General features: G+C 37.6%; 31 protein-coding genes. 17 read left to right on the top strand and 14 right to left on the bottom strand.

The window, feature by feature from the left end:
* Positions 1-3 precede the first annotated feature (3 nt).
* Positions 4-756 carry an ABC transporter ATP-binding protein gene (locus tag EKM63_RS05970; protein WP_125704717.1) on the bottom strand — a complete coding sequence of 251 codons (753 nt, stop codon included), beginning with the start codon at positions 754-756 and terminating at the stop codon, positions 4-6.
* Positions 757-934: 178 nt separating this feature from the next.
* Here EKM63_RS05970 and EKM63_RS05965 point away from each other — a divergent pair, with 178 nt between their 5' ends.
* From EKM63_RS05965 to EKM63_RS05945, 5 genes are all read left to right on the top strand, one after another.
* Positions 935-2377, top strand: coding sequence for an APC family permease (locus tag EKM63_RS05965; RefSeq protein WP_125704715.1), 1443 nt, complete (start codon positions 935-937; stop codon positions 2375-2377).
* Between the two features lie 398 nt (positions 2378-2775).
* A complete protein-coding gene (locus EKM63_RS05960) occupies positions 2776-3144 on the top strand; it encodes a type II toxin-antitoxin system RelE/ParE family toxin (RefSeq protein ID WP_125704713.1) in 369 nt (122 codons plus the stop codon).
* Complete coding sequence (locus EKM63_RS05955; protein ID WP_125704711.1) at positions 3131-3406, top strand: helix-turn-helix domain-containing protein; 276 nt, start codon at positions 3131-3133, stop codon at positions 3404-3406. The genes EKM63_RS05960 and EKM63_RS05955 overlap by 14 nt, the downstream gene beginning before the upstream one ends.
* A gap of 149 nt (positions 3407-3555) precedes the next feature.
* A complete protein-coding gene (locus EKM63_RS05950) occupies positions 3556-4071 on the top strand; it encodes a methylated-DNA--[protein]-cysteine S-methyltransferase (protein WP_125704709.1) in 516 nt (171 codons plus the stop codon).
* Complete coding sequence (locus EKM63_RS05945; RefSeq protein WP_125704707.1) at positions 4055-4609, top strand: bifunctional transcriptional activator/DNA repair enzyme AdaA; 555 nt, start codon at positions 4055-4057, stop codon at positions 4607-4609. The genes EKM63_RS05950 and EKM63_RS05945 overlap by 17 nt, the downstream gene beginning before the upstream one ends.
* Before the next feature lie 15 nt (positions 4610-4624).
* Here the strand turns inward: EKM63_RS05945 and EKM63_RS05940 are convergent, their stop codons facing one another.
* From EKM63_RS05940 to EKM63_RS05930, 3 genes are all read right to left on the bottom strand, one after another.
* Positions 4625-5383, bottom strand: a complete 759-nt coding sequence (locus tag EKM63_RS05940) for an alpha/beta hydrolase (protein ID WP_125704705.1) — start codon at positions 5381-5383, stop codon at positions 4625-4627.
* Positions 5384-5417: 34 nt separating this feature from the next.
* A complete protein-coding gene (locus tag EKM63_RS05935; protein WP_125704703.1) occupies positions 5418-6203 on the bottom strand; it encodes a glucose-1-dehydrogenase in 786 nt (261 codons plus the stop codon).
* 132 nt (positions 6204-6335) lie between these two features.
* Entirely contained in the window at positions 6336-7088 is a 753-nt protein-coding gene (locus tag EKM63_RS05930) for an SDR family oxidoreductase (RefSeq protein ID WP_125704701.1), read from the bottom strand.
* 178 nt (positions 7089-7266) lie between these two features.
* On the opposite strand from EKM63_RS05930, the gene EKM63_RS05925 reads away from it, so the two are divergent.
* The 3 genes from EKM63_RS05925 (at position 7267) to EKM63_RS11290 (ending at position 8853) form a co-directional block, all read left to right on the top strand.
* Positions 7267-7647, top strand: a complete 381-nt coding sequence (locus EKM63_RS05925; RefSeq protein WP_125704699.1) for a winged helix-turn-helix transcriptional regulator — start codon at positions 7267-7269, stop codon at positions 7645-7647.
* Positions 7648-7804: 157 nt separating this feature from the next.
* The gene (locus EKM63_RS05920) at positions 7805-8554 is read left to right on the top strand and encodes a sulfite exporter TauE/SafE family protein (RefSeq protein WP_125704697.1); all 750 of its coding nucleotides are present in this window, start codon (positions 7805-7807) and stop codon (positions 8552-8554) included.
* 152 nt (positions 8555-8706) lie between these two features.
* Positions 8707-8853, top strand: coding sequence for a hypothetical protein (locus EKM63_RS11290; protein WP_153494208.1), 147 nt, complete (start codon positions 8707-8709; stop codon positions 8851-8853).
* Between the two features lie 75 nt (positions 8854-8928).
* On the opposite strand, the gene EKM63_RS05915 is transcribed toward EKM63_RS11290, so the two are convergent.
* The gene (locus EKM63_RS05915; RefSeq protein ID WP_125704696.1) at positions 8929-9585 is read right to left on the bottom strand and encodes an HAD hydrolase-like protein; all 657 of its coding nucleotides are present in this window, start codon (positions 9583-9585) and stop codon (positions 8929-8931) included.
* 118 nt (positions 9586-9703) lie between these two features.
* Here EKM63_RS05915 and EKM63_RS05910 point away from each other — a divergent pair, with 118 nt between their 5' ends.
* Positions 9704-10621: a zinc-binding dehydrogenase gene (locus EKM63_RS05910; RefSeq protein ID WP_125704694.1), complete on the top strand. Its 918-nt coding sequence runs from the start codon at positions 9704-9706 to the stop codon at positions 10619-10621.
* A 203-nt stretch (positions 10622-10824) separates the two neighbouring features.
* Here the strand turns inward: EKM63_RS05910 and EKM63_RS05905 are convergent, their stop codons facing one another.
* The 3 genes from EKM63_RS05905 to EKM63_RS05895 all read right to left on the bottom strand — a co-directional run bounded on the left by EKM63_RS05905 (position 10825) and on the right by EKM63_RS05895 (position 12093).
* Complete coding sequence (locus tag EKM63_RS05905) at positions 10825-11109, bottom strand: type II toxin-antitoxin system RelB/DinJ family antitoxin (protein ID WP_125704692.1); 285 nt, start codon at positions 11107-11109, stop codon at positions 10825-10827.
* 76 nt (positions 11110-11185) lie between these two features.
* The gene (locus tag EKM63_RS05900) at positions 11186-11653 is read right to left on the bottom strand and encodes a DUF3021 domain-containing protein (RefSeq protein ID WP_125704690.1); all 468 of its coding nucleotides are present in this window, start codon (positions 11651-11653) and stop codon (positions 11186-11188) included.
* Positions 11650-12093, bottom strand: a complete 444-nt coding sequence (locus EKM63_RS05895; protein ID WP_164504914.1) for a LytTR family DNA-binding domain-containing protein — start codon at positions 12091-12093, stop codon at positions 11650-11652. The genes EKM63_RS05900 and EKM63_RS05895 overlap by 4 nt, the downstream gene beginning before the upstream one ends.
* A gap of 372 nt (positions 12094-12465) precedes the next feature.
* Between EKM63_RS05895 and hflX the strand changes: the two genes are divergently transcribed.
* From hflX to EKM63_RS05860, 7 genes are all read left to right on the top strand, one after another.
* Complete coding sequence (hflX, locus tag EKM63_RS05890; protein WP_125704686.1) at positions 12466-13752, top strand: GTPase HflX; 1287 nt, start codon at positions 12466-12468, stop codon at positions 13750-13752.
* A gap of 143 nt (positions 13753-13895) precedes the next feature.
* Complete coding sequence (locus EKM63_RS05885; protein ID WP_125704684.1) at positions 13896-15530, top strand: peptide ABC transporter substrate-binding protein; 1635 nt, start codon at positions 13896-13898, stop codon at positions 15528-15530.
* 22 nt (positions 15531-15552) lie between these two features.
* Positions 15553-16485 (top strand): oligopeptide ABC transporter permease, encoded by a 933-nt coding sequence (gene opp3b, locus EKM63_RS05880; protein WP_125704682.1) that lies wholly within the window; start codon positions 15553-15555, stop codon positions 16483-16485.
* Complete coding sequence (locus EKM63_RS05875) at positions 16485-17507, top strand: ABC transporter permease (protein ID WP_125704680.1); 1023 nt, start codon at positions 16485-16487, stop codon at positions 17505-17507. Before opp3b ends, EKM63_RS05875 begins: the two co-directional genes overlap by 1 nt.
* Before the next feature lie 11 nt (positions 17508-17518).
* Positions 17519-18571: an ABC transporter ATP-binding protein gene (locus EKM63_RS05870; RefSeq protein ID WP_125704679.1), complete on the top strand. Its 1053-nt coding sequence runs from the start codon at positions 17519-17521 to the stop codon at positions 18569-18571.
* Positions 18571-19497, top strand: a complete 927-nt coding sequence (locus EKM63_RS05865; protein WP_125704677.1) for an ABC transporter ATP-binding protein — start codon at positions 18571-18573, stop codon at positions 19495-19497. The genes EKM63_RS05870 and EKM63_RS05865 overlap by 1 nt, the downstream gene beginning before the upstream one ends.
* 596 nt (positions 19498-20093) lie before the next feature.
* Entirely contained in the window at positions 20094-21146 is a 1053-nt protein-coding gene (locus EKM63_RS05860; protein ID WP_125704675.1) for a Fic family protein, read from the top strand.
* Between the two features lie 293 nt (positions 21147-21439).
* Here the strand turns inward: EKM63_RS05860 and EKM63_RS05855 are convergent, their stop codons facing one another.
* Genes EKM63_RS05855 through thiD form a run of 3 tightly spaced genes read right to left on the bottom strand, consistent with a single transcriptional unit; the run spans position 21440 to position 23310 of the window.
* The gene (locus EKM63_RS05855) at positions 21440-22012 is read right to left on the bottom strand and encodes a TIGR01440 family protein (RefSeq protein ID WP_125704673.1); all 573 of its coding nucleotides are present in this window, start codon (positions 22010-22012) and stop codon (positions 21440-21442) included.
* Between the two features lie 6 nt (positions 22013-22018).
* Entirely contained in the window at positions 22019-22528 is a 510-nt protein-coding gene (locus tag EKM63_RS05850; protein WP_125704671.1) for an ECF transporter S component, read from the bottom strand.
* Complete coding sequence (thiD, locus tag EKM63_RS05845; protein ID WP_125704669.1) at positions 22525-23310, bottom strand: bifunctional hydroxymethylpyrimidine kinase/phosphomethylpyrimidine kinase; 786 nt, start codon at positions 23308-23310, stop codon at positions 22525-22527. Before thiD ends, EKM63_RS05850 begins: the two co-directional genes overlap by 4 nt.
* Positions 23311-23429: 119 nt before the next feature.
* Between thiD and EKM63_RS05840 the strand changes: the two genes are divergently transcribed.
* Positions 23430-24830 carry an aminotransferase-like domain-containing protein gene (locus EKM63_RS05840; protein WP_125704667.1) on the top strand — a complete coding sequence of 467 codons (1401 nt, stop codon included), beginning with the start codon at positions 23430-23432 and terminating at the stop codon, positions 24828-24830.
* On the opposite strand, the gene EKM63_RS05835 is transcribed toward EKM63_RS05840, so the two are convergent.
* The 3 genes from EKM63_RS05835 to EKM63_RS05825 all read right to left on the bottom strand — a co-directional run bounded on the left by EKM63_RS05835 (position 24827) and on the right by EKM63_RS05825 (position 25911).
* A complete protein-coding gene (locus EKM63_RS05835; protein ID WP_125704665.1) occupies positions 24827-25096 on the bottom strand; it encodes a Txe/YoeB family addiction module toxin in 270 nt (89 codons plus the stop codon). The genes EKM63_RS05840 and EKM63_RS05835 overlap by 4 nt on opposite strands.
* Before the next feature lie 6 nt (positions 25097-25102).
* Positions 25103-25366: a type II toxin-antitoxin system RelB/DinJ family antitoxin gene (locus EKM63_RS05830; RefSeq protein ID WP_164504913.1), complete on the bottom strand. Its 264-nt coding sequence runs from the start codon at positions 25364-25366 to the stop codon at positions 25103-25105.
* 212 nt (positions 25367-25578) lie between these two features.
* Positions 25579-25911: a hypothetical protein gene (locus EKM63_RS05825; RefSeq protein WP_125704661.1), complete on the bottom strand. Its 333-nt coding sequence runs from the start codon at positions 25909-25911 to the stop codon at positions 25579-25581.
* Positions 25912-26075: the final 164 nt, after the last annotated feature.

Genomic DNA, 26075 nt, shown 5'->3' with positions numbered 1-26075 from the left:
CTCCTATTCCGCAAATGTTCCAAGTGAATCTAAAATTTCTTGATAAAATTCACCACGAGAATGTTCTTCTTTTTTCAACTCTTGACCGATTTCACCATCTTTGATGAATAAAATACGGTCACAGAAACTTGCTGAGAATGGATCATGCGTTACTAATAGGATAGAAACGTTATCTTCTTTGTTAACTTTTGTCATGGTGTCCATCAAGGCACGAGCACTCTTTGAGTCCAAAGCACCAGTTGGTTCATCCCCGAAAATAATTGAAGGGTTGTGTACCAAAGCTCTAGCTGCGGCAACACGTTGTTTTTGACCACCAGATAATTCTGTTGGATAGTGATTTAGAATTTCTGTTAAACCTAATTTTGCAGAAATACTATCGACCGCTGGTTTGATTTTTTTAGGACTAGTATTTTGTAATGCCAGTGGCAAAGCAATATTTTCGTAAGCTGTTAAATTTTCCAACAAGTTGAAATCTTGGAAAATGAAGCCAATTTTGTTAGCACGGAAGTCTGCCATTTCATTGTTCTTTAATTTTGTGATATCCTCACCAGCAATCTTAACTTCCCCGCTAGTTGCTGTATCCAATGTGGATAAGATATTCAATAAAGTTGTTTTACCTGAACCTGAGGCACCCATGATTCCCACGAATTCGCCAGGTTGAACTTCAAAATTTACATCCGACAAAGCTTTGAACTGTTTTTCATTGGCCTTACCATAAATTTTTTCGATATTTTTAACTTCGACTATTTTTGTCATGTGTGTTCCCTCCATCTGATATACCCATCTTATGAAAAAATCAGCTAAAGGTCGTTCGATTCATATTACAATTACTTACACTTTTGTAAGATTATCTGGAATTGATGTATATTTTTTCTTATAATTAGTTAGTTCTTTAAAAATTTGATTATTAGGGGTGTTAGATTTGGGGGAGAAAATGCCAGAAATCGACTCAAAAAAGTCGTATATTAGCTGGCCTGTCATTGCCTTGATGGACTTCGTTACCGTGATCGGTTTTGATGATATTATTTATAATTTTCAAAATCAGGGACTCGGTATTGTTACAACATGGATTTTAATGCTATTTTTATTCGTCGTACCTTATGAAATGATGGTAGGACACATGGGATCAGTTTTTAGCCACGAAGGTGGTGGAATGTCGTCTTGGGTCCGTGGTACTAGTGGAAACATTTGGGGATATATTTGTGCGTGGACATATTGGGTATCAGGATTGCCTTACATCGTCGATGTTGCCAACTCAATGCTTATTTCATTCGGTTGGTTGATCCACGGAAACAATTCAATGTCGAACACAATGAGTAATAGTATGTTCGCATTACTTACTGCAGCAATTTTTACGCTATTTATTTTTATTCAACATCATTTGAAAAACTCACTACAATGGTTGGGAATTATCGGTGGTGGAGCAATGTTCATCGTAACTGTCCTGTACGTTATCATGACAGTCGTATACCTTGGACAAGGAAATATGCCACATACACAACCATTTAACTTAAAATCATTCATTCCAAAATTTGATTTACATTATCTATCAACTTTCGGATTAGTAATTTTTGCTATGAATGGTTCAGAATTTGCCGCACCATATGTTACTGAAATGAAAAATGGTAAGAAGGACTTTCCAAAAGCTATGTGGATGTTAGCCATTATGACAGGATTCTTGACTGTCCTTGGTTCATTCTCACTGGGAGTATTCTTCAACGCCCATCACCTGCCTAACGACTTGAAGATGAACGGTTCATACTATGCCTTTCAAGCCATGGGAAATGATTTTGGAATGGGAAGATTCTTCCTATATGTATTCGCGATAACACAGGCAATTTACATGATGGCCCAGTTAGCTGTCTTGATCGATGCCGGTACACGTATGTTCTTGTCTGATACAGCAAAATCGTATCTACCAAAGGGACTTACAAAAACAGACAAACGTGGTTTGCCAATCAATGGTTACTGGTTAACAACTGGTATTTGTACCGTGATCATGGTTCTTAGTGCAACCTTGCCAAATATGAATTCTATCTTTAATCAACTGCTGAACTTGAACGGAATCGTTTCTCCATATACGACTTGTTTCTTATTTAGTTCGTTTATTATTGTTCGTTTGAAACCTAAGAAGTTCCCTTCTGACTTCACTTATATCAAAAATCAAAAATGGGCCGTTATCGTTGGTGCTTGGTGTTTCTTGATCACTTTCGGTGCTGCTACTATGGGTATTTTGCCAGTTGATGAGGTTTATGGTACTGGTACTTGGTATCATGTATTGGCGCTCAATATTATCGAGCCGCTTTTGATGATTGCTGTTGGGGTTATTTTGCCTTTGATTGCTCGGGCTGAGCGTCGTCATGACGAATTAGTGTAGCCTTTCCGCACTTCGGTCAGGAAATACGGAGGCGTGGACGCTGTGAGATGGATTTATGCCAAAAAGCGGTCATAAATCACATCTTTTATCTAGCAACGGCCTTTGCCGTTTCAAGATAAATGCCACGGCTTGGCCTCCGTATCTCCTTCCCTTCGTGCTGAATTGTGGTTAACTCTGATTAGATAACCCAAACAGTAATCCTCCTTTTTTTAAGGGGTTCACTGCAGATTGGTGATTTTAAAAAAAATATATTAATGTGTCCATTCCCCTCTTTGGGAATGGGCTCTTTTTTGGATGATTGAATTGAAAAGCCAAAATCACCTATTTCAGAAAAATCGAAAAGATTATGTTTAATAGCATATACTGTTGTTTTCATCATTATATGCTATAATAAATCTATGGAAAAACCTACTTTTGAATTTTATACTAGACCCAATGGCCACAACGAATTCATGGAATTCATGAATACCTTACCCAAAAGAGATCGTGAAAAATTATTTGCAACGATTGATAAAGTTCAAAGATACGGATTAATTACAAGCAAGAAAATGAAATGGATAAAAAAGATAAGTGGTAACTTGTTTGAATTACGATCTAATTTAGGGACAAATATTCAAAGATCCCTATATTTTCATGCTGAAGAAAATCACTTTGTCATAACGCACGGATTCAGTAAAAAAACTCAAAAAACACCAGTAAAAGAGATTCATCATGCCGAATTAATCAGAAATGAATATTTGGAGGAACACACAATTGACAACAATTAAATTTGACGATTATTTAAAAGAACAGTTAAAAGATCCAGAGTTCAAAAAAGGATTCGAAGCCGAAAGTGCTAAATTAGAAAGTGCCGTCGCATTGATGAAGGCACGCGAAGCTGCAGGACTTACTCAGCAGGAATTGGCTGCAAAGGCTTCAGTACCCCAATCAACAGTGGCTCGCATTGAACGCGGAGATAACACTAGTTTTGATACTTTATCCAAACTCGCTTTTGCCCTTGGAAAAAAATTAGAAGTAAATTTTAACTAATTAATTCAATCATTTAGGTAACGTAACTATAGGAACTAACGATAATTAATCGTTGGTTCTTTTTTTCTTCTTTGGATTAAAAAGCCAGATTGTTATACTTTTTGGTCTTCTTTTGTTGTAATATTCTTACTGCAAAGGAGTTGGTCTTTATGTATCTCAAATCTGCTTATAATTCTCCTCTTGGGGAAATGGTTTTGTTGGCTCATGATAAGTTCTTAGTTGGTGCTTGGTTTTCTGGCCAAGCTCATTTTGGTGCTGGTTATGATATGGATTCTATTGAATCTGGGGTCAATTCTCCAATTCGTTTGGCTTCTGATTGGTTGGATGCTTACTTTTCTGGTTATGAGCCTGCTATTTCTGCTGTCCCTCTTTATCCTGAGGTCACTGAATTTCGAGGGCTTGTTTTGGAAGTCTTGACTTCCATTCCTTATGGTCAAACTATTACTTATAAAGAAATCTCTGACAGAATTGGTGAAATGCGCGGGGGTCGAAAATCTGCTGCTCGTGCTGTTGGCGGTGCTGTTGGTCACAATCCAATTTCTATCATCATCCCTTGTCATCGTGTTGTTGGTGCAGATGGTTCTTTGACTGGTTATGCTGGCGGAATCGATCGTAAAATCGCTTTGTTGGATTTAGAAGGTGCTAAGCATGGTAACGCAATCTGAGTGGCTGGCTATCAAAAATAATGATACGAATTATGACGGTAAGTTCTGGTATGCGGTCTCTTCTACAAAGATTTTTTGTCGTCCTTCTTGTCCTTCTCGATTACCTAAAAGAGAAAATATTAGTATCTATTCGAACCCTGACCAGGCTCTTGCTGATGGATTTCGTCCTTGTAAAAGATGTCGTCCTCTTAATGCGATTGTTTCCAATGAGATCTGGGTCAAAGAGATTGATAACTTCTTAGAAGAAAATTATTCAAATAATATTACTTTGGAATACCTAGCTAATGAAATACACGGTTCTGAGTCCTATTTACGTCATGTATACAAGGATCTAACTGGTATGACACCTCAACAAAGACTGACTATCATTCGATTAGATGCAGCTAAATCCATGTTGATTAATTCTGAAAACCCAGTTAAATCAATCGGTGAACAAGTTGGTATTAGCAATCCGGCTTATTTTATCAAGCTATTCAAAAATCAGTTTGGTGTTACTCCTAAACAATTCCAATCAAAAAAGCACGATATAAATAGTTAAATATTTATATCGTGCTTATTTTAGTTTTGATATGAAATCATCAAATAATTGCATTGATACGTTTCGGTCATCTTCATAAAATCCGTGACCTGAGCCTTCGATTACTTTCAGTTCAGCATTTTTATAAACTTTTTCTGCCTTTTCTGAATAACGAATTGGAACGATTTTATCTTGATCACCATGAATTATTAAGATGGGTTTCTCAAAATTGGCAATGTGATCATAAATTTCGTAATCGAGCAGTTTTTCAAAATACACTTTACCTAAATCTACCCATTGGAAGACATGGTCAGGTATTGCATCTACTGTGGCGTAAGTTTTTCTGGCGCTATATGGGATATTGAACGCTGGATACATCAATACCAGTGACTCAATTTCGTTTGGAATCTCATCGGCCACCATTGCGGAAACTGCTCCACCTTGACTGGCTCCCACTAGAATAATGTGTCTATTATCAACGTATTTTAATGATTGGGTAAATCCAATTATAGTTTCTAAATCTTCTTGCTCCGTGAAGATCGACATCCTACTTGTCTTGCCAGAGCTGCGACTCATATTGCCACCACCGCAAAAGTCAAACACTACACACACATAACCTTTCTCGGCAAAATGATTGGCATAATCCATCAAATATTTATGCGTCTCACCTAATCCGTGTGAAAAAATCATAGTTGGTGCTGGCTCTGCTAGTGATTTCTGACGTATCGTCCGCATATAGACGAATCGGCTTCCCTCGGTAACTCTATATTCCTCAACAATATTTTTTGAACTCAAAATTGTCTCCTAAAGTTTTAGTTATGAATATATTTTAACCTTCTCCGTCTTTAAATGCAGGATACAATGTCATTCCACCATCAATAAATAGTGTGATTCCTGTCACGTAACTTGATTCGTCTGATGCTAACCAAGCTGCACCGGCTGCAACTTCTTCGGGTGTACCGATACGGTCCATTGGTACCATCGAAACTGTTTTATCATATTGTGCTTTATCAGCGAACTTCTTAGCGTTGATTGGCGTATTGATGGCACCAGGTCCAATGGAATTTACACGAATCCCATCTTTGGCATATTCCATGGCAATCGTCTGTGTGAATAGCTTTACTCCACCTTTTGCGGCGGCATAACTGGCAAATGTTGGCCAAGGGATCTGTTCATGAACTGAAGACATATTGATAATATTCCCTTTGATATTGTTATCTTTGAAATATTTCAAAGCTGTCTTTGCGCCCAAAAAGACGCCAGTTTGATCAATTGATGTGACTTTATTCCAGTCATCCAATGAAAGTTCATGAGTAGGAGATTTAATTTCCATCCCAGCATTGTTGACCCAAACATCCAAATTGCCAAATTGCTCAATAGCGGCATTTAGTAGACTATTTGCGCCTTCTTCTGTACTGATATCAGCTTGCAAGACGAATGCCTTACCGCCGTTATCTGAAACGACTTTGGCAGCATCTTCGGCACCTTTTCTGTCACTGTTATAGTTGATAACAACTGACATGCCTTCTTTACCAAATCTTTCAGAAATAGCATTACCAATGCCTTTAGAACCGCCAGTTACAACGGCAACTTTATCTTTTAAATCGTTGTACATATGAAAATCCCTCCAACCTTATTTGATTTTATTACAACTTTAAAATAGTCCTATAATTCTAAAAATCAACTGAACGAGGTTAAATATAGACCCTCGACTGGACTCTAGGGCAAGCTTTTTTTTAAAATAATTTTAGTAATCGGGTTGATTTGTTGAACGAAGAATCACTTCATTGATTGCGACTGTGTCTTCAGTGTTGATGGCATAAACTACAGCACTTGCGACATCTTTGACATTCAATCCTTCATTCATTTCTGTAGCCTTAACTGCGGCTCTCGTTTCGGGATCAGAGATCGTTTGTGCCAAAGCAGTTTGTGCGTGTCCTGGTGAAATCATTGTCGACTTGATATTCTTGCCAACTTCTTCAACGCGCAATCCTTCCATGATGGCACGCATTGCATATTTAGTACCTGAATATACGGCTGAACCAGCACCAGTGAAGTGTCCAGCTACAGAATCAGTTGTGATGATTTGTCCGCTACCTTGTTTTTCCATAATAGGAAGGACAGCATTGATACCATATAAAGCGCCCATGACGTTGACTGACATCATCTGTTCCCACTCGCTAACTTTCCCATCACGTAATTCGGAAATAGGCATCAATCCAGCGTTGTTAAATAGGACGTCAATTCTTCCAAATTTTTCCTCAGCAGCATCAATTAATTCCTTAACTTCCTCATTTTTGGTAACATCGACTGAGCGATAAATTATTTCTAGTTCAGGATATGATTCTTTCAATGAGTCAGATAAGTCTTTAAGTGCAGATTCTCTTCTTGCGCCTAAAACTAATTTAGCCCCTTTGGCAGCCAGTTGTGTTGCTGTTTCTTTTCCAATTCCGCTTGAAGCACCTGTAATAACTACTACTTTGTTTTGAATGAATTCCATTGTTAAATCCTCCTGTGATTTACTTTATGGACACAGTTTACTGGGATTCAAAATATAAACAATTAGGCACTTTTACATACATTACTTACCTAAAAGTAAGTTATGTTGGCACTCTAGGAAAATAGAAAATAAAAAAAATTTAAATGGTAAAATATTTTTAACAAGTGAGGTATTACAAATGGCAGAAAAACAAGAAAGTTATCAAAACGGTGTCTTGGCGACCCTTGCCGTTATGGGTGGAAAATGGAAACCATTGATTCTTTGCCACATGGGAGCAGGACCAATACGTCCCGCTGAATTACGCCGAGTCGTTCCAGGAATTTCACCCAAAGTACTGACTGATCAGTTAAGAGAATTAGAACGAGACGAAATCATTGAACGACACGTCTACAATGAGGTTCCGCCACATGTTGAATACGAAATCACTGAGTATGGTCACACTTTGAATAAGGTATTGGTGGCAATGTCGTCTTGGGGTGAAGATAGGATCAAACGTTTGCAAGATAAAGGGCAGACAGTTGATCTCGTTTATCCAGAACATGATGGTTATAGTAATTAGTTATGAGATGCCATACTACGGATGTCTATTTCAATATAAAATAAATCTATCAGATTGATGCAAGTCATATCTTATTAAGTTTCATTCTAAGTGCCCAATCTATAATTGGTTAATTATATTTTTGAGAGTAATATAGACATCGACTGGGGGCACCAAAATGACTTATGTTTCCTTGATATTGATTGGATTTGCAATTGGATTATTCGTACTTTCCACTGGTGGTGGTGGGGCCGCTTTATATATAGGAGTTTTAACAACATTCTTTCATCTAAGTGCTCCGGTAGCAGCGGCAACCTCACTGTTCACTGCTTTCCCCTCACTATGTGTGGGTGCATACGGACATTATCGGACTGGCAATATTCGATTTAAAATTGGAAATAAAATGTTGATTTCTGCCATCCCTGCAGCCATCGTGGGTGCACTGGTTTCTCCATACATTCCTATGAAAATATATACCTGGATTGTTGCAATTATTTTGACCGTTCTAGGAATTCAAATTTTGTACTCAAGATTTTTCTCAAATAAAAAGGCGGATGCAAAAACTGCACACGCTAATTTAAAAACTGCCTTGTTTGGAATCTTGGCTGGACTAATGGTTGGTATTGCTGGATTAAGCGGTGGTGGACCAGTTATAGCCGGATTATTAGTGATGAATTTGGACATGATCCGGGCCGCAGCAACTTCTTCTTACATATTAGTTGGTACGACAGGTGTTGGGTTATTATTCCATCTATCAACCGGAAATATCGATTGGAAAATTGGAGTTTGCTTGATGATCGGTGCTATCGTTGGTGGATTAGTTGCACCGAAGATGTTAGCCAAAATGGATCCAGTTAAATTCAATAATTATGTAAAACCGTTTATTGGTATATTGCTAGTCGTTATGGGATTGCACATGGTTATATAGACTTGAATGGAGTCAGACTATGCTGATTCCATTTTTAAATTTCTTAAACTAGAAATATATTTTATTACGTCTAATTTAGTGTCATTACAGATAGCACGTGTTATTGTGTAAGTACTAAATGAGCACTCACGTACTCATCAGGAGGCGTAATTATGAAAAAAATACATTCTGACGAATATGACAACGAGATTTTAAATGACGAGACTCAAAAACTTGCCGATGAAGCTGCTAGAGGTGATAAAACAAATTTCATAACAGCTGATAGTACCGAAGCCTTTTTCAAAGATTTGAATATCTAAATTAAAATCAACGCTTCAAAAAATACAAACATTTCTAAAAAAACAGAGAGCTGAATTACGCCAGCTCTCTGTTTTTCATTTCAATATTGGTAATATTTCATCTAACTTCGATACTTCATATGTTGGTTTATATAATCCTGTGGCCTTATCGTGATAACGATTTACCCAGACTGTTGGCCAATCCATCGCACCGGCAGGCTCCATATCACTCATATATCCCTGTGCAATATGGATATGGTTTTGTTCGTTGAATCCATAATGGTCTTCTACTGGCTTGAAGAAATGGAGATCTGGTTTGTACGAATGAACATCTTCTGCAGTCCAGACATCAAATGGCACTTCCAACGCCTTGACGTTTTCTGGAATTATACTCCAAGACGAATTCGACATCATGATCAATTTATATCTTAATGCAATAAATTTTTCCAAGGTGTCAATTACTTCTGGATAAGGCTTCAAGTTACGATGAGCTTCCATCACTTCAACATAATACTTCTCAAATTTGTGCTCTAATCCAAACTTAAAATCCAGATTGATCAAATTATTTCTGGTAAGTAGGTCGTAATCCAAATATGGATGCATGTTCGAGCGGTCTTCTTGATAAGTTACGAATCGTTCACGGGCAGACTTGCCATCAACGCCTAGCTTCTCGCCGATTTCCGCAACCTTGTCATACAAGCTACTTTCATCCAATAAAGTAAAATAACAGTCAAATGTTAAATATTTTTGCATAATTCCCTCCCCAAAAACTTAGTTAATTCAATTGTACACCGCCAAATATCAGAATACTGATTTCTATAAATTTTGCGTATAAAATACAATGCTTTTAATGATGACGGAGGTAAATATTATGCAGGCTATCATACAGGAATCTTTCAATGGTATCGAAGATTTAAAAATAAAAAATATCAATGAACTAAGAGTGGGACCGTTATCGGCCCTGATTGAAACAAAATATACACCAGTTCTGCCTTATGATTGGCGTACAGAAACTGGCGAACTACGAAACATCCGACCTGTGAATTTACCAATTACTATCGGATACAGCTTCAGCGGCGTCGTCAAAGAAACCGGCATCATGGCGAGAAACAATCTTATGGGTAGAAAAGTTATTGGGGTTTCTCAATCTGGTACTTCTCAGCAGATAAATAATATCTTGATATCGCCATTTTTATTTACCTTACCAGATGATGTCAGTCTAGCTGAAGGGGCAACAATCATCGGTGGTGCAGATGCTGCATTGAGTGCTGTCAGAAAAATCCACGCCGAATCTGGTGACACAATCTTGATCACTGGCGCTTCTGGAGGTGTTGGAACGTACATGATCCAGTTCTTAAAAATGAGAAATGTTCATGTCATTGCTCTGGGACATCCCCAAAATAAAGATTTTTTGCTCAATGTAGGTGCCGATGAATTTATCGACTATACTTCCAATTTGGTCAATCAGCTCCAGGCACATCCAGAAATAAATAGGGTCCTAGATACCGTCGGACGGCCAGAACTACTTTCGACAATTTCACAAAATTTGAACAATCTACAAATCATATCCTTGTCATTACCAAATTTTTCCACAACAAAATCTGATCAATCATTTTCATTCACACAAGGACCAATCATGCCCGGAGATTATAAGAAAGTTATTCAGCAACTTTCCAATAATGAATTACACGCCTACATCCAAGAAATATTCGATTTCAAAGATGTGATCAAAGCTCAAAACATATCCAAGAACTCACATTCATCTGGAAGGATCTTATTACAATATTAGAAAGGAAGTATATTTATGCCTTGGTTACCGCTATTAACTGATTTAACAAGTAATACATTTTTCCATCAGGCCTTTTACATACTTTTTGGAACATTTCTTGCCGCTTGGGTGGTTAGAGCGGTATTCATAGTTTGTCTTGTGTTGTTCGTTTTAAAAAAGCTGAATATAAAATAAAACTGCGATTAAATTAATAATCGCAGTTTTTATTTGTTTAAATATTTTTTCAATTCCTCAACATCTGTAAATTCAGGAGTATCATCAGGGATAATTCCAAGTTCTTTTGCTTCTGCTTCGACCATTGCAATCCGAGTTGTTTCATTAGGGACCTCAGGGGCAACAATTTCAAATGGGACCCGATTCTGAATAACAAATTGCTTGGTTGCTAACGTAAAATATGCATTCAAACTAAGCCCTGTTGCTTTGAGTCTAATATCTAATTCTTTTCTAAGATCATCATCTAATCTAATCGTTGTTGAACTCAAACTCATTTTAATCATCCCTTTCGTGTAAAGTCATTATACCATCATATAGACCTCGGATAAAGCTCACAATGAGTTCAAAAAATTATTTTCCATTCAACTGTTGAATTCTTTCATTGATCTCTCGAACATGACTTCTAGCAATATTCATGGAAATTATCCACATGACCGTATACGTTATCAGAAAAGTCACAACATAGAAGGCGTACCAATACGCTGTACTTGGGAACCATCCTGCCAAAATTGCCAACGGAGTGAAGCCGAAAAATGTAATCACAAAGTTTACGATTGTTCTTTTCGTAATACTCCATTTATCAACTCTGAAAACCAAGCTTGCGAAGGAAAAAACTAGTCCCATCCCCGCCCAAAGTAATGTGGAAATTCCTGTCGCAATTCTTAGATTGCTATATTTTAAATAAAAGTCTGAAGAAGATGGTACAAACGTTGGGGTCTTGTATATAAATGAGAACAACAATGACATCAGAAAGCCTATTGCTATTCCAATAAAAATTCCCTTGAATCCGACTATAAAATATCTATTAAATGTTTTCATTTTAAAAGCTTCTCTCTAAGCAATTTCATATACCTTCTAGAAGTATATGTTTCACTGCCATCATTTAAATTGATTTGATATATTCCAGATTTGGTTAGTTCCAAGTCTTTAATACTAGCAATGCTTATAATTTCTGAACTAGAGATTTGGATGAATAACTTATCTGGCAAAGCGTCTTTCAACTCATAAATCCGCTTGTTGACTCTATATTCGCCTTCAGAAGTCTGACAGATCACCTTTTTACCATCTGTATGAAATCCAATTATTTGGTACATCGAAATTTGTTTTTTCCTACCATTCTGAATCCCTTGAATTTGCCAGCCATCAGAAATTCGATCAATGGATTTAGCAAGTCTTTCCATATCAGAGGTTTTTTCATCAGTATTGATTGTAATTAGAGGTTCAATAAATTTCTTGGCTATATTGAAATTAATTATCATACGTACAAAACCTCCTTTCATTTGTAATATATATCGTTTAAAGAAAAATCAAAACTTTTTGGGAATAAATGGTCGAATAATCGGTCTAAATGGTTATAACTCAACAATCGTGTTATCATTGTAATAATAATTTTGAAGGGATTTGATTGCCATGCGTTTCATGCGCTTAAGAAATATCAATAACAACATATATAAATAACACGAGAACGTGGCGTAACTTTGGGTTTTGCTAAGTATGCGGAAACGCGCGACAAAACTCAACTTCCTCCGCTTAACACCAAAATCACCATATCCATAAAGCGGATATTGTGATTTTCATGTTATGCTCAGAAGCTGACCGAGTTTTGGCACGCTCTCTCTTTGGAGGCAAATTTGGAAGACTTAAATAATAATAAAGAACGTGTAATTATCGCAGGTGTCAGTCACCTGCAACCTGACTTTGACTATACTATGGAAGAACTTGGTTCTTTAGTTGTCGCAAACAACATGGAAGTTGCTGAAGTTATCAAGCAAAATGCTGATTCTGTCAGTGGTGCAACTTACTTTGGTAAAGGTAAAGTCACTGAGATTGCTGAAATCGCCAATGCTGATGATGTAACTACGATCATCTTGAACGATGAACTTACTCCATCACAGATTCGTAATCTTGAAAAAAGTACTAAACTATCATTTATGGATAGAACTGAATTGATCTTGCAGGTGTTCTCAAATCGAGCTCACACTAAGCAAGCTAAACTTCAAGTTGAAATTGCTAAATTGCAATATCAACTTCCTCGGATTCACCCATCTGGTAATCCACTTGATCAACAATCTTCTTCAGGTGGTCTTGCTAACCGTGGTGCTGGTGAAACTAAGTTGGAAATGGATCGTCGTGTAATTCGTAAACGTATCGATTATCTTCGTACTCAACTTAAATCAGTTGATAAAACTATCGACGTTCAAAGCCGTCGTCGTACCAATACGACTGTTCCGCTGGTTTCACTAGTTGGTTATACTAACGCTGGTAAATCAACGACAATGAATGGTTTGCTAAACGTAAATAAAGACGATTCCGAAGACAGAAAAGTTTTCGAAAAGGATATGCTCTTTGCCACACTAGATACTAGTGTTCGTAAAATCGATTTGGAAGACAATACTAGTTTCCTTCTATCTGATACAGTTGGATTCGTCAGCAAGTTGCCACATAATCTGATTGAATCTTTCAAAACAACTTTGAAAGAAGCTGCAGATGCTGATCTACTTGTACAAGTTATCGATGTCAGTGATGAACATTGGCGCAATATGATCGATGTTACTGAAAAGACTTTGCGCGAAGTTGGCGTCCAAGGTAAGCCAATGATCTATGCTTTTAACAAAGCTGATCTTAAACCGGGACAACAATTCCCAGTTATCGAAGGTGATAATATTTACTATTCAGCCCTCGATAAAGAGTCAATCGATAAACTGGTCAACTTGATCAAGTTGAAGCTATTCGCACAATATAAAGTAGTAACTTTGTTGATACCTTATACTCAACAAAAAATTGCTGAAGAGATTTTGCGTTCAGCTCAAATTCAATCTAAAGACTTCACAGCAGATGGTTCATTGCTAACTGCTAATTTAAGTCCAGATGAATTAGAAAAGTATAATAATTTTATTCAAGAAGAGGTCTCCAAATAAGGAGTCCTCTTTTCTTTTGCCCAAATATTAGCTACAATATTATTGCTTGTGAATTAGAATAATTTTAATCAGAATTTATTGTGATTAATTTTGAATAGAGTATTCTAATATATGTTGCATACGTACGTTACAGGGAGGAAAGTATGAAAACTAAGAAGTATTTATGGGGACTTATACCTTTATTTGGTATTATGTTGCTACTTACTGGCTGTGGTTCGTCTGTCGAAAAGGACAGTAAAGATACCTTGGCTATCAGTTCATCTGACGTTATTGCTTCGATGGATACATCACTCAATACCGACGTCATTGGTGGACAGGCTTTAACAAATACAATGGATGGTCTTTATCGTTTCGACGGTAAAACTCTTCAACCAGCTGTTGCCAAAAAGTTGGTTGAACCTACTAACAACGGTAAAACCTATACCTATCAACTGCGACATACTAAATGGTCAAATGGTAAACCAGTGACAGCCAGCGATTTCGTTTATTCTTGGCGTCGCACGGTCGACCCAAAAACAGCATCTCAATATGCTTATATTTTTTCAGGTGTGAAAAACGCTGATGACATCAGTTCTGGTAAAAAGCCAGTCGATTCTCTTGGTGTCAAAGCATTAGGCAAATATACTTTGCAAGTTACACTTGATGATCCGATTCCTTATTTCAACCAATTATTGGCAAATGCTACATTTTTCCCATTGTACAAACCTTCAGTGGAAAAAGCTGGCAAAGAATATGGCCTAAACAGCAAAGGAATGGTCTTCAATGGACCTTTCAAACTTATCAATTGGCACGTTTCTGACAATAGTTGGACTGAAGTTAAGAACGATAAGTTCTGGAATGCTAAAAAAGTTAAATTACACAAAGTTCAATACTATGTAGCCAAAGATCCTAATACTCAATTGAACCTTTATGATTCAAACAGAATCAACCGTCTTGAAAAAATCGGTGGAGATACTGCTCGTCAAGTGTCTACTTATAAGACATTTACCAATGATAAATTCTCATCAACTTTCTACATTGAAATGAACATGGAGAAATATGCTTTCTTCAGAAATAAGAATATTCGTCGTGCTATCGGTATGTCGATCGACCGTAAACAATTAGACGAAAATGTTCTTGGTAATACTGGTGGTTTCACCGCTTCTGTAATTCCTTCAGGCATGTCATACAATCCTGAAACTGGAAAAGACTTCACGAGTGAAAAACCAATCAAGTCTGTTGAGAAATACAGTTCTTACAACCCTAAGATGGCTGCTAAGTTATGGAAGAAAGGTATCAAAGAAACTGGTCAAAAGAACCTCAGCTTCAATTTGATCGGTGATGATACTGATACTTCTAAGAAACAAAACGAGTTCATCCAAGGTCAGATGGAGAAAAACTTACCTGGTTTGAAATTAAGTTTGAGTAACCTTCCATTCAAGTCTCGTCTACAGAAATCAGAATCCGGTGATTTCCAAATGGTCGTTACTGCTTGGAACGCTGACTACCCTGATCCATATACATTCCTACAAATATTTACTACTGGTAATGCACAAAATGATGGTAAATATTCAAACAAGGAATTCGATGACCTAGTCAAACGTAGTGCTACAACTGATGCCAACAATAAAGAAAAACGTTGGGACGACATGCTTAAAGCTACCAAGATTCTGACTGAAGACCAAGGTGTCGTTATGTTGTATCAATACTATCAAGCAAACTTAACTAAAAAGAACGTTCAAAACTACCGAGTTTCACCAAACGGTATGTATAACTTAGTCACAGCTTACAAAAATTAATTAGGGAGTTGGGGAGAAAAACATGACTAAATATATTCTCAAAAGAATTCTTTACTTGTTCTTGACCCTATTCATAATTGCTTCGATAACATTCTTCTTGATGAAATTACTTCCTGGTACTCCATTTACTAACCAGAATCGTCTTTCACATGAACAATTAGCCATCGTTAAAGCACAATATGGATTGGATCAACCAGTACTTATCCAATATCTTCGTTATATGGGTGGATTGTTCCAAGGAAACTTGGGTACATCTTTCCAATTTAACAACGAACCTGTTACTCAATTGATCGGCCAAAGACTTGCTCCATCAATGCAAATTGGTGCTCAAGCTATGATTGTCGGAACTGTTTTAGGTATCCTTTTAGGTGCCTTCGCTGCTATCCGTAAAAACACTTGGGTCGATACACTCGCTACATTTATTTCAATTCTAGGATTATCGATTCCTTCTTTCGTCCTAGCCGTTTTACTTCAATTTTACCTAGCCTTCAAATGGCACATTTATCCAGTTGCCCTTTGGGATAACTTCCAATCAAGTGTCTTGCCTACCTTAGCTCTGGCAGCTCTACCGCTTGGTAACGTTGCCCGTTTCATGCGAACCGAAATGGTCGATGTTATGAGTAGTGATTACATTGAATTAGCGAAATCCAAAGGTAATTCAAGTTGGCAAGTTGTTACTAAACATGCTTTGAGAAACTCATTGATCCCCGTTGTTACTATTATTGGACCAATGGCAGTCTCAGTTATGACCGGATCAATGGTCGTTGAAAATATTTTCTCAATTCCTGGTATCGGTGAACAATTCGTCAAATCGATCACAACTAATGATTATCCAACTATCATGGGACTTACGATTTTCTATTCATTCCTATTGATCTTGGTTATCTTGATTGTTGATATCTTGTACGGATTCATTGATCCACGAATCAGACTAGGAAATGGAGGTAAAGAATAATGGAGCAAACTCCGCAAATACCAAAAGAAAAATTTAAAATGATCCATGAAGATGACAATCAAGAACAAGAAAAGATTGGCACACCTTCACTAACATATTTGCAAGATGTACGTCGTCGTCTGCTTTCTAACAAAGTTGCGACCGTCTGCATGGTTTTACTTAGTATCATTGTTCTTATCTCTGTCTTCGCTCCAATCGTGGCACCTCACAACCCTAACGAACAAAAAGTTGAGTACGCTAACTTGCCACCTAAGATCGGTGAAGCTAACATTCCCGGATTCAATGGTATGCAAAAACGTGGCGGTAAAGTTGTTAACGCCTATAAAGAGGTCGGCGCACCTAAAGGAACTACTTACTTATTAGGTACTGATTATCTTGGCCGTGATTTGCTTTCTAGAATAATTTACGGAACTAGATTGTCACTTATCGTTGCCATTCTGGCGACCTTAGTCGATTTGATCATCGGACTTCCATACGGAATAATCTCTGGTTGGAAAGGTGGAAGGACTGATATCGTCTTACAGCGTATTATCGAAATCATTTCTTCCATCCCTAACTTGATTGTTGTTATCTTAATGATGATCATCTTAAAGCCCGGTCTAGCTTCAATTGTTATTGCGATTGCCTTGACCGATTGGGTCACGATGGCCAGACTGATCCGTGCCCAGACGTTCCAGCTGAAAGAGCAAGAATATATTTTGGCAGCTAGAACGTTAGGCGAATCATCAACCAAAATTGCTACAAAGCATTTGATTCCTAACCTATCATCAACAATTATTATTCAAACAATGTTTACCATTCCTAATGCTATCTTCTTTGAAGCATTCTTGAGTTTCATCGGAATTGGTATTCCCGCACCAAACGCATCATTAGGTACATTGCTTTCTGACGGTCAAAAAGCCTTCAGATTCTTGCCTTACCAAATGTGGGCACCAGCAATCGTTTTGAGTATCATCATGATTGCTACCAACCTGCTAGGTGACGGCTTACGTGATGCCTTTGATCCACAATCATCAGACTAAGGAGAATAGTTATGGAAAAAATACTAGATGTAAAAAATTTACATGTTAACTTTGCAACCTATAACGGTACTGTCCAAGCTATTCGTGGCGTTGACTTTCATCTAAACAGTGGTGAAACGTTAGCGATAGTTGGTGAATCTGGATCCGGTAAATCCATCACAGTCCGTTCAATTTTACAATTGTTAGCTAAAAACTCAGATATTCCAGAAGGTCAAATCTTGTACCACGGTGACGACCTTCTACAAAAATCCGATAAGGAAATGGATGCGATCCGTGGCGACAAAATTGCTATGATCTTCCAAGACCCTATGACTTCGCTTGACCCAACTATGCCTATTGGTAAGCAAGTTGCTGAACCACTTTTGATCCATCATAAGGTTTCTAAAAAAGAAGCTATGGACCGTGCAGAAGAAGTGCTCAGACTAGTTGGTATTCCTAACCCAAAGGCTAGAATGAAAGATTATCCTCACCAATTCTCTGGTGGACAACGTCAACGTATCGTTATCGCCATTGCAATCGTGGATTATCCAGAAATTCTAATTGCAGATGAACCAACAACAGCTTTGGACGTTACAGTTCAAGCTCAAATCATTGATCTACTTAAAGAATTACAAGAAAAAATCGGTACCTCGATCATCTTCATAACCCATGACCTTGGTGTCGTTGCTGGTATTGCCGACCGTGTGGCCGTAATGTACGCTGGTAAATTCGTAGAATATGGAACTGTTGATGAGATTTTCTACAACCCTCAACATCCATATACATGGGGTTTGCTTGATTCAATGCCTACTCTGGACACCAGCGAACAAGATCATTTGAACTCGATCCCTGGTACACCACCTAACTTGTTGAACCCACCAAAGGGAGATGCCTTTGCACCAAGAAACTCATATGCGATGGAAATTGACGAAGAAGAGCAACCACCTTTCTTCAAAGTTTCGAAGACGCATTATGCAGCCACTTGGTTATTGCATCCAGATGCACCAAAAGTTACACCACCAGAATCGATCCAAAAACGTTTCGAAAAATTTCAAGCTTTAAAGTCAGGGGGCAGTGTTAAATAATGGCAGACGAAAAGACACCTATTGTACAAGTCAAACATCTCAAACAATATTTCAACATTGGTAAACCTAACGAAGTAAAAGCCGTTGATGACGTGACTTTTGATATCTATCCTGGCGAAACTTTTGGATTAGTTGGTGAATCTGGTTCAGGTAAAAGTACCACTGGACGCAGTATCATCCGTTTATATAATCCAACAAGTGGACAAATTTTGTTCAAAGGACAAGATATCAGCAAGCTCAAAAATCGCAGTCCTAAGATGAAACAATTTCGTCGAGACATGCAGATGATTTTCCAAGATCCTTACGCTTCATTGAATCCTAGAATGAAAGTTAAGGATATTATTGCTGAAGGATTGGACATTCACGGTCTTGTTAAAAATGACGACGAGCGTGAGAAACGTATTAAGGAACTACTTGGTATGGTCCATTTGAATCCTGAGCATATGACACGTTACCCATATGAGTTCTCTGGTGGACAACGTCAACGTATCGGTATTGCCAGAGCCTTGGCAGTTGATCCACAATTTATCATCGCTGATGAGCCAATTTCAGCCTTAGACGTTTCTATCCAAGCTCAAGTTGTTAACTTGTTGCAAGATATTCAAAAACAACAAGGTTTAACCTATATGTTTATCGCCCATGATTTGTCGATGGTTAAATATATCAGTGATAGAATCGCTGTTATGTATCACGGTAAAATTGTTGAGTTGGCAGATGCTGATGAAATCTACAGTCATCCCCTTCACGCTTACACACAGAGTTTATTATCAGCTATCCCGGTTCCTGACCCTGAAGTTGAGAAAACTCGTAAGCGTATTGATTTTGACCATTCTAAGCACTTTACTGATAATCAGACATTGCAAGAAGTTTTGCCTGGGCATTTCTTGTATTGTGATGATGCAACTGCAGCTAAGTTTAAAAATTAAAAACGAAAGGACACTCACAATTGTGAGTGTCCTTTTTGGTTTGTGGTGTGGGGTTCACTGCCGTTCTACGGTCAGGCTCGGCGGAGGTGTGGCTTCCTTAGCGTTCGTTGGCGTAGCCAACATTCTAAACTGTTGCGCATGCGCCGAAGGCGACATACGTTCACTACGCTGCTGCACCCCCGGCGAGCCTGACCTACGAACTAAATTGTCTATATAATTATGAAAACTAATCAGGTAAGTCTGTTTTAATATTGGTATTTTTTGAAATAACAACCGATTCTACTTTAGTCATTTTAGTATTAAGATCTTAAGTAGAATACTATATTCGCAAATTTCAATATCACCACACGTCAGTAATTGAAGGTGTAATTATGATAAACGAGCTTAATAAAAAAAAGCGATTTTTCTGCAGACGATAATCATAAACATAATGCTGAAGAGAAACAATTTTTAAAAGGTTTGAGGTTATCACTGTTTAAACATGCTGGTGCATTGAAGATCCTTGAAGATTATGACAAACAACATTAATTCAACTCATACATTCTCCTAATCTATGTAAATACTGTTATAATTACATAGATTAGGAGATTTTTACTATGAAAAAATTTGACTACGATTCTCTCAATGACTTGATTATTACTCCGGAAATGACTCAGAAAATTATTCAAATTTCCGAAATCCGTGGAAAAATTGAGGCTTCTGATCTTCAGTCGCACGATTCTGTTTTAGAACGCCTTGTTGAAGTCGCAAAAATTCAGAGTACTGATGCATCAAACGGTATTGAAGGTATTCATACTTCAGACACTCGTCTTAAACAAATTATGGCCAAGAAAACAATGCCTCGTAATCGTAGTGAAGAGGAAATTTCTGGATATCGTGATGTCCTGGACTTGATTCATCAACAATATGCTTACATTCCTATTTCTTCAGGAACCATTTTAACTTTGCATAAGCATCTGTTTAGTTTTACCGCCAGTAACTGGGGTGGAAAATTTAAAGACATAAATAATCAAATTGTTACAACCTTTAAAGACGGATCAGAAGAAATCAGATTCGATCCACCAGCAGCATTTTTAACTCCCAATTTGATTGACGACTTATGTAGTGAATTCAACAAAGCAAAACAACTCGACAAATTTCCTTCACTTATCCTCAATGGGGCCTTTGTCTTTGATTTCGTTTCTATTCATCCATTTAGGGACGGAAATGGCCGAATGTCACGGTTACTAACACTACTTGTACTGTATCAATCTAACTATGGAGTTGGGCGTTATATCAGCTTGGAAAGCTTGATTGAAAAAATAAAGAGTCAATATTATCAAGCGTTGAAATTAAGTTCTGATGGGTGGAATAACAATAAAAACGACTATGGACCATTTATAGACTTTTTTCTAAGTATTGTTCTTCAAGCCTATCGAGAACTAGATTCTCATCTTGAATCAACTATTAACAAACCGAAATCTGTAACTATGCTAATAATAGATTCACTTCAAAACGAACTTAAACCAATGTCAAAAAGAGATATTATGGCGACTATCCCCCAATATGGCCAATCATCAATTGAACATGGACTAGCCGATCTGACGACTAGTGGGAAAATACACAAGTTAGGTGGAGGACGCTCAACAAAATATGTACTAGTTGTCTAATCTATGTAAATATTCCAAATTTTACATAGATTAAATCTAATTTCAAAATTTATTCCAAACCAGTCGTAAGAGCTGAGAAATATTCTGGCAGTGAAAGTGGCGTTGAGCTTTAGCTCTTACACCACCGGGCGAGTTTGAAGACTTACCGAACCGTGGTAAGGCTTAAAACCGAGGTTCGAGACCAAGGCTCGAACCGTACCGCACAGCCAGGAAATATTTCTCAGCTCTGAAGACGGCATATTTATCAAAAAAAGGGACTTCATACAAAAAATAAGTATGAAGTCCCTTTTCAACTATTCTTTTACATAGTTCTTACGTTCGATTGGTTCGTAATTAGCTCTTGGACCACCGACATACTTAGGGCGTGATCTCAATGCCGTCACATGAGCACCACCCAATTCCTTTTGACTAGGTCGTACCGGAACTTGAACAAATTTTACATGCATTCCGATAGATGTATCGCCAATATCGATCCCAGCTTGAGCTACGATATGTTCAACTTCTACCGGATCCTCGAATTGTTCAAAAGCTGCAACTGAACAGGCTCCCCCAGCATGCATTGCTGGTACTACTGAAACTATTTCGAAACCCTTTTCTTCGGCAACTTTTCTTTCTACAACAACACTCCGGTTGATATGTTCACAGCCTTGAACTGCCAAATTTATTTCTCGTGGTTTTAATTCTGAAAGCAGTGTCTTAATGATTCCTTGCCCTATCTCCGGATTGGAATCTTTGCCGATATGGCCGCCAACTACCTCACTAGTTGAACATCCTAAAATGAATACATCATTTGGACGCAAATTTGCGGCTTCCAACACTTCTTCAGTTATTTTTGATAAATCTTTTTCCAAATTTTCAAAAGTCATATTTCCTTACCCCTGAGCCCAGTTAGGCTTGATTTTCCTTAAACTCCCGACTACTAATATTGTTACGACAATTCCAAATCCAACTTGTAATAAGTTTCCTGGAATCGACGCTAATCCTGCTGGCCAGCCGAATAACAAACTTGTGGATAGGTAATATCCGACTACCATTATTACGCTTCCTGCTAATAGCGGTATTAATAAATTAATGATTCCTGATTTATGTTTTTTAGATAAGAAAGCAACGGTGAATCCTTGTAGGCCATGGATTGCCAACGAGAATAAGCACCAGACTGGATATCCTGAAATGATGTCGATCAAGAATCCACTTGCTCCACCGACCATGAATCCGACCGGATTTCCGAATAATATTGCACTAGTATAAATTCCTACTTCACACAATGTTACCAGCCCATGTGTTGCCGGTACTGGAATGACAACTAGGATGGACATCGCTACTGTTAAGGCTGTTATTATTGCCGCCAAAACTTGTTGTTTTAATAAGTCTTTATGTTTCATATTTGGTTCCCCTTTTTCCGTGTGGCACCTTGCCAAACACTTCCTGAATTTGTGTCGATCAGCACCCCTAATTCAATTGCATCGTGGACAAATTTTTTCGCAATCGTGACCGATTCTAAAATTGTTTTATTTTGTGATAGTAAGGCGGTGATTGCTGCAGAAAGTGTGCAACCTGCACCGTTTGTAGTGTTTGAAATCAGTTTTTCACTTGAGATCCAATGTTGTTCAATTCCAGTTAATAAGTAGTCGTCACCAGTTTCTCGACCATCTTTTATCAAGACATTTAGAACCCCCAATTGTTGAATTTTAGTAGCTGCCAATTGAATGTCTTCTTTACTGGAAATACTGATACCACTCAATTGTTCAGCTTCTGAAATGTTAGGAGTAGTAATTGTCGCAAGTGGTAACAAGTCATTCTTCATCGCTTCAAGATAATCTGGATCATTATCACTGGTACCTTCTTTAAACGCCAAAACCGGATCAACTACCACGGGAATCTGGCATTCATTGATAATTTCTGCAACTAATTGAATATTCTCAACAGAGCCTAATAGACCAGTTTTGCACGCTGCTATTTTTACCTGAGACGTAACAGAATCTAATTGTTCATGCAACAACTTGGGACTGAGAACATTGATTTTGAGGTCATCTGGAAAAATATTTGCCACACTAGTGATCACACTCAATCCGAAAACATTAAATTCTTCAAATGTCTTCAAATCAGCTTGTAATCCACCACCGGCCAAACTATCTGAGCCTGCAATTGTTAACACATTTTCCACACGATCACCTCCTAATTTCTTCTATTATCCTAGATAATGTTAGCTATACAACAGCCAATTGGATTGTTTTTAATCCAGCCAATTAGTATACTAACAATTAATTCAAGGAGGCGTCCGCCATGATCAACTGGTCAGCAGATCTACCAAATATCAAACCTAAATATCAAGCAATCATTCAATTGATCAAGCATTTGATCCAAACTGATCAGCTCATTCCTGGACAACGACTTCCCGCAGAACGTAATTTGGCAAGGTTACTGGATGTTGACCGTTCAACAGTTACCCGTGCAATCGCCGAACTGACGTCGCAAGATTTATTGGTCAAAAAAAGAGGTAGCGGAACTTTCGTTGCCGAGCTACCTCATTTGAAACCTTTATCTGTAAACATTAATTGGCAAGCACTACTGTCATCCACCAACGCCAATCCCGACCTAACGACAGAAGAATTGAATCAAGCACGGATACTCGACCCACAAAATATCATCGACGGCGCGGCAAACGAATTGCCAGCAGAATTGATTCCTAATCTGGGTACTTTCAAATTGGATTGGCAAGCCTATTTAAAGGATCAAAAGCATGCTTCATCAACCGGATATCTGGACTTGATCAATACATTGACCCGTCAACAAGAAATCCAGCAGAAAATTGATTTGAATAAGCAAACTGTCATGATTGCCGGCGGTGCTGAACAATCGCTCTTGTTGGTATTGAGCAGTTTGTTGAGTGCGGGGGATTCAATCGCCTTTACGAATCCGTCATATTTTAATTCCACCGCCGTTTTCCAAACCCTGGGGATAAATACTTACGGAGTTCCACTTATCCACAGTCAATTCGACCTGAAACGCTTAGAAGAAGTCATTCTAAAACATCGGATAAAATTACTTATTTTGAATCCGACTTTCCAAAATCCAACTGGCGAGACCCTGACTCTAAACCAACGTCAACAAGTCCTAGAGATTTGCCAAAAATACCAAGTAGCAATCGTTGAGGATGACGTTTTTGGCTGGTTAATAAATGACCAAAGTTCCACGCCAACCTTGAAATCACTAGCTCCAGAAAATGTGATTTATATCAGTTCACTTTCAAAATTGTTGGGTTCAAGTACAAGAATAGGCTGGATCATCGCCCCACAAGCAATCGGACAACGACTATTACAAGTCCAAAAACAACTCGACATGGTACCAAGCATGTTGGCTCAAGAGATGGTCAATTCAGCTTTGACAAGTTCAGAGTTTTCACTCGGATTGATTCAATTAACTAAGAAACTACAGGCAAGACGTGAAGCTGTGGCCGAAATCTTTCATAAATACCGTCCCAACTGGAAATTCACAGTCCCAGACGGTGGATTCTACTTGTGGATAACTCAAGATGATCCAGATATATTCAATAAATTACTCGATGAAAAAATTCTAGTCAAACCCGGAACAGTTTATGGGGCAACAAAAAAAGAGTTCCGATTCAATGTTGCTCGCATGGATGAGAAACGATTGATGGAACTCCAATTTAGGTTGCGTAATTAATAATGACCTTTGCATTGAATAATACTAATATGTGAATCAGTAACTAAATACACCAATCTGTTATATTTATCAATTCGTCTGGACCACGTAGAATTATCCTCATATTTGAGTAATTCGGGTTCACCAATACCTTCGTTATATCCGTCACGCTTAATTGACTTGATCAAATTGTTTATTCTTTTAAGTGTCCTTTTATCTTCGGATTGCCAATACACATATTCATTCCATGCCTGATCAATAAACGTTAATTTTCTATTTTTATCCATTGCATATTAGTCATCCAGGAGCTGATGAACCTCTCCTGGATTGTTTTTTGCTTGGGCTATTCTCTTGGCAAGTTCGTTCATATTTTTCTTGCTATAAAACGGATCTCTTGTTTCAAACGGAAATCCTCCTTCGAGGATACTGCGTTTCACAAATACATTGAACGCTGTTGAAAGACTCATTCCAAGATTATTGTATATCTCCATAACCTTTTCTTTATCATCCTTATCAATTCTAAAAGAAACTTGAACTTTATCAGATTTACTTGTCATTTTAATCACCTCACGGCAAGTATATATCATGTTGCTACCAATTAACATCACTTTACTACCATCACTTTACTACCATCCTTTTGCTTCTATATATTTTAATTACGCAAAAGAAGAATTATTTATTTAAATTTATTCACAAAAAAAGAGTTCCGATTCAATGTCGCTCTCATGGACGAGAAACGATTGATGGAACTCCAATTTATGTTAAGTGATTAATCTTGATAAGTTTGAAAAATCAATGAATTGCTTTCTTGCTGCTCTTTTTTCCGATTCCTATAAATTACGGAACGTGTTGCGTCCTCTTCAACAATGGCTCCAACGGAATAGTAACTATTCGAATTAATTATTATTTTACTTCCATTATTTCCTAAAATTATTATTTGCTCTTTTTCAAAAACAAGTCTGTAAAATTGGTCCAGATCATTGACTATTTGATTAATACTTAAGCTTGCGTCTTCAATTACAACACTCGAAACATCATGAAAATATACTATGCATTCCCCTCCATGACCCACAAAAATCTCCAACATATACTTCTTCATCAAAAGAATACCCCGCCTTCAATTATGTATGCTTAGTATACTTGCATTTATCCGAATGCTGAAATTATATTCAAAAGTAATGTCTGTAGGTACTTATCTCATTTGAGAAATCAATTGTTTACTGAGTAAGTGCTCATCAAATATCCCTGTTATAACAGTCTGCATGG

Origin of the sequence: Companilactobacillus mishanensis (assembly GCF_003946505.1) — a bacterium.
In the GTDB taxonomy this organism is placed as follows: domain Bacteria; phylum Bacillota; class Bacilli; order Lactobacillales; family Lactobacillaceae; genus Companilactobacillus; species Companilactobacillus mishanensis.
Note: the sequence above shows the minus strand (reverse complement) of the source record. Positions and strands in the feature narration are given on the sequence as shown.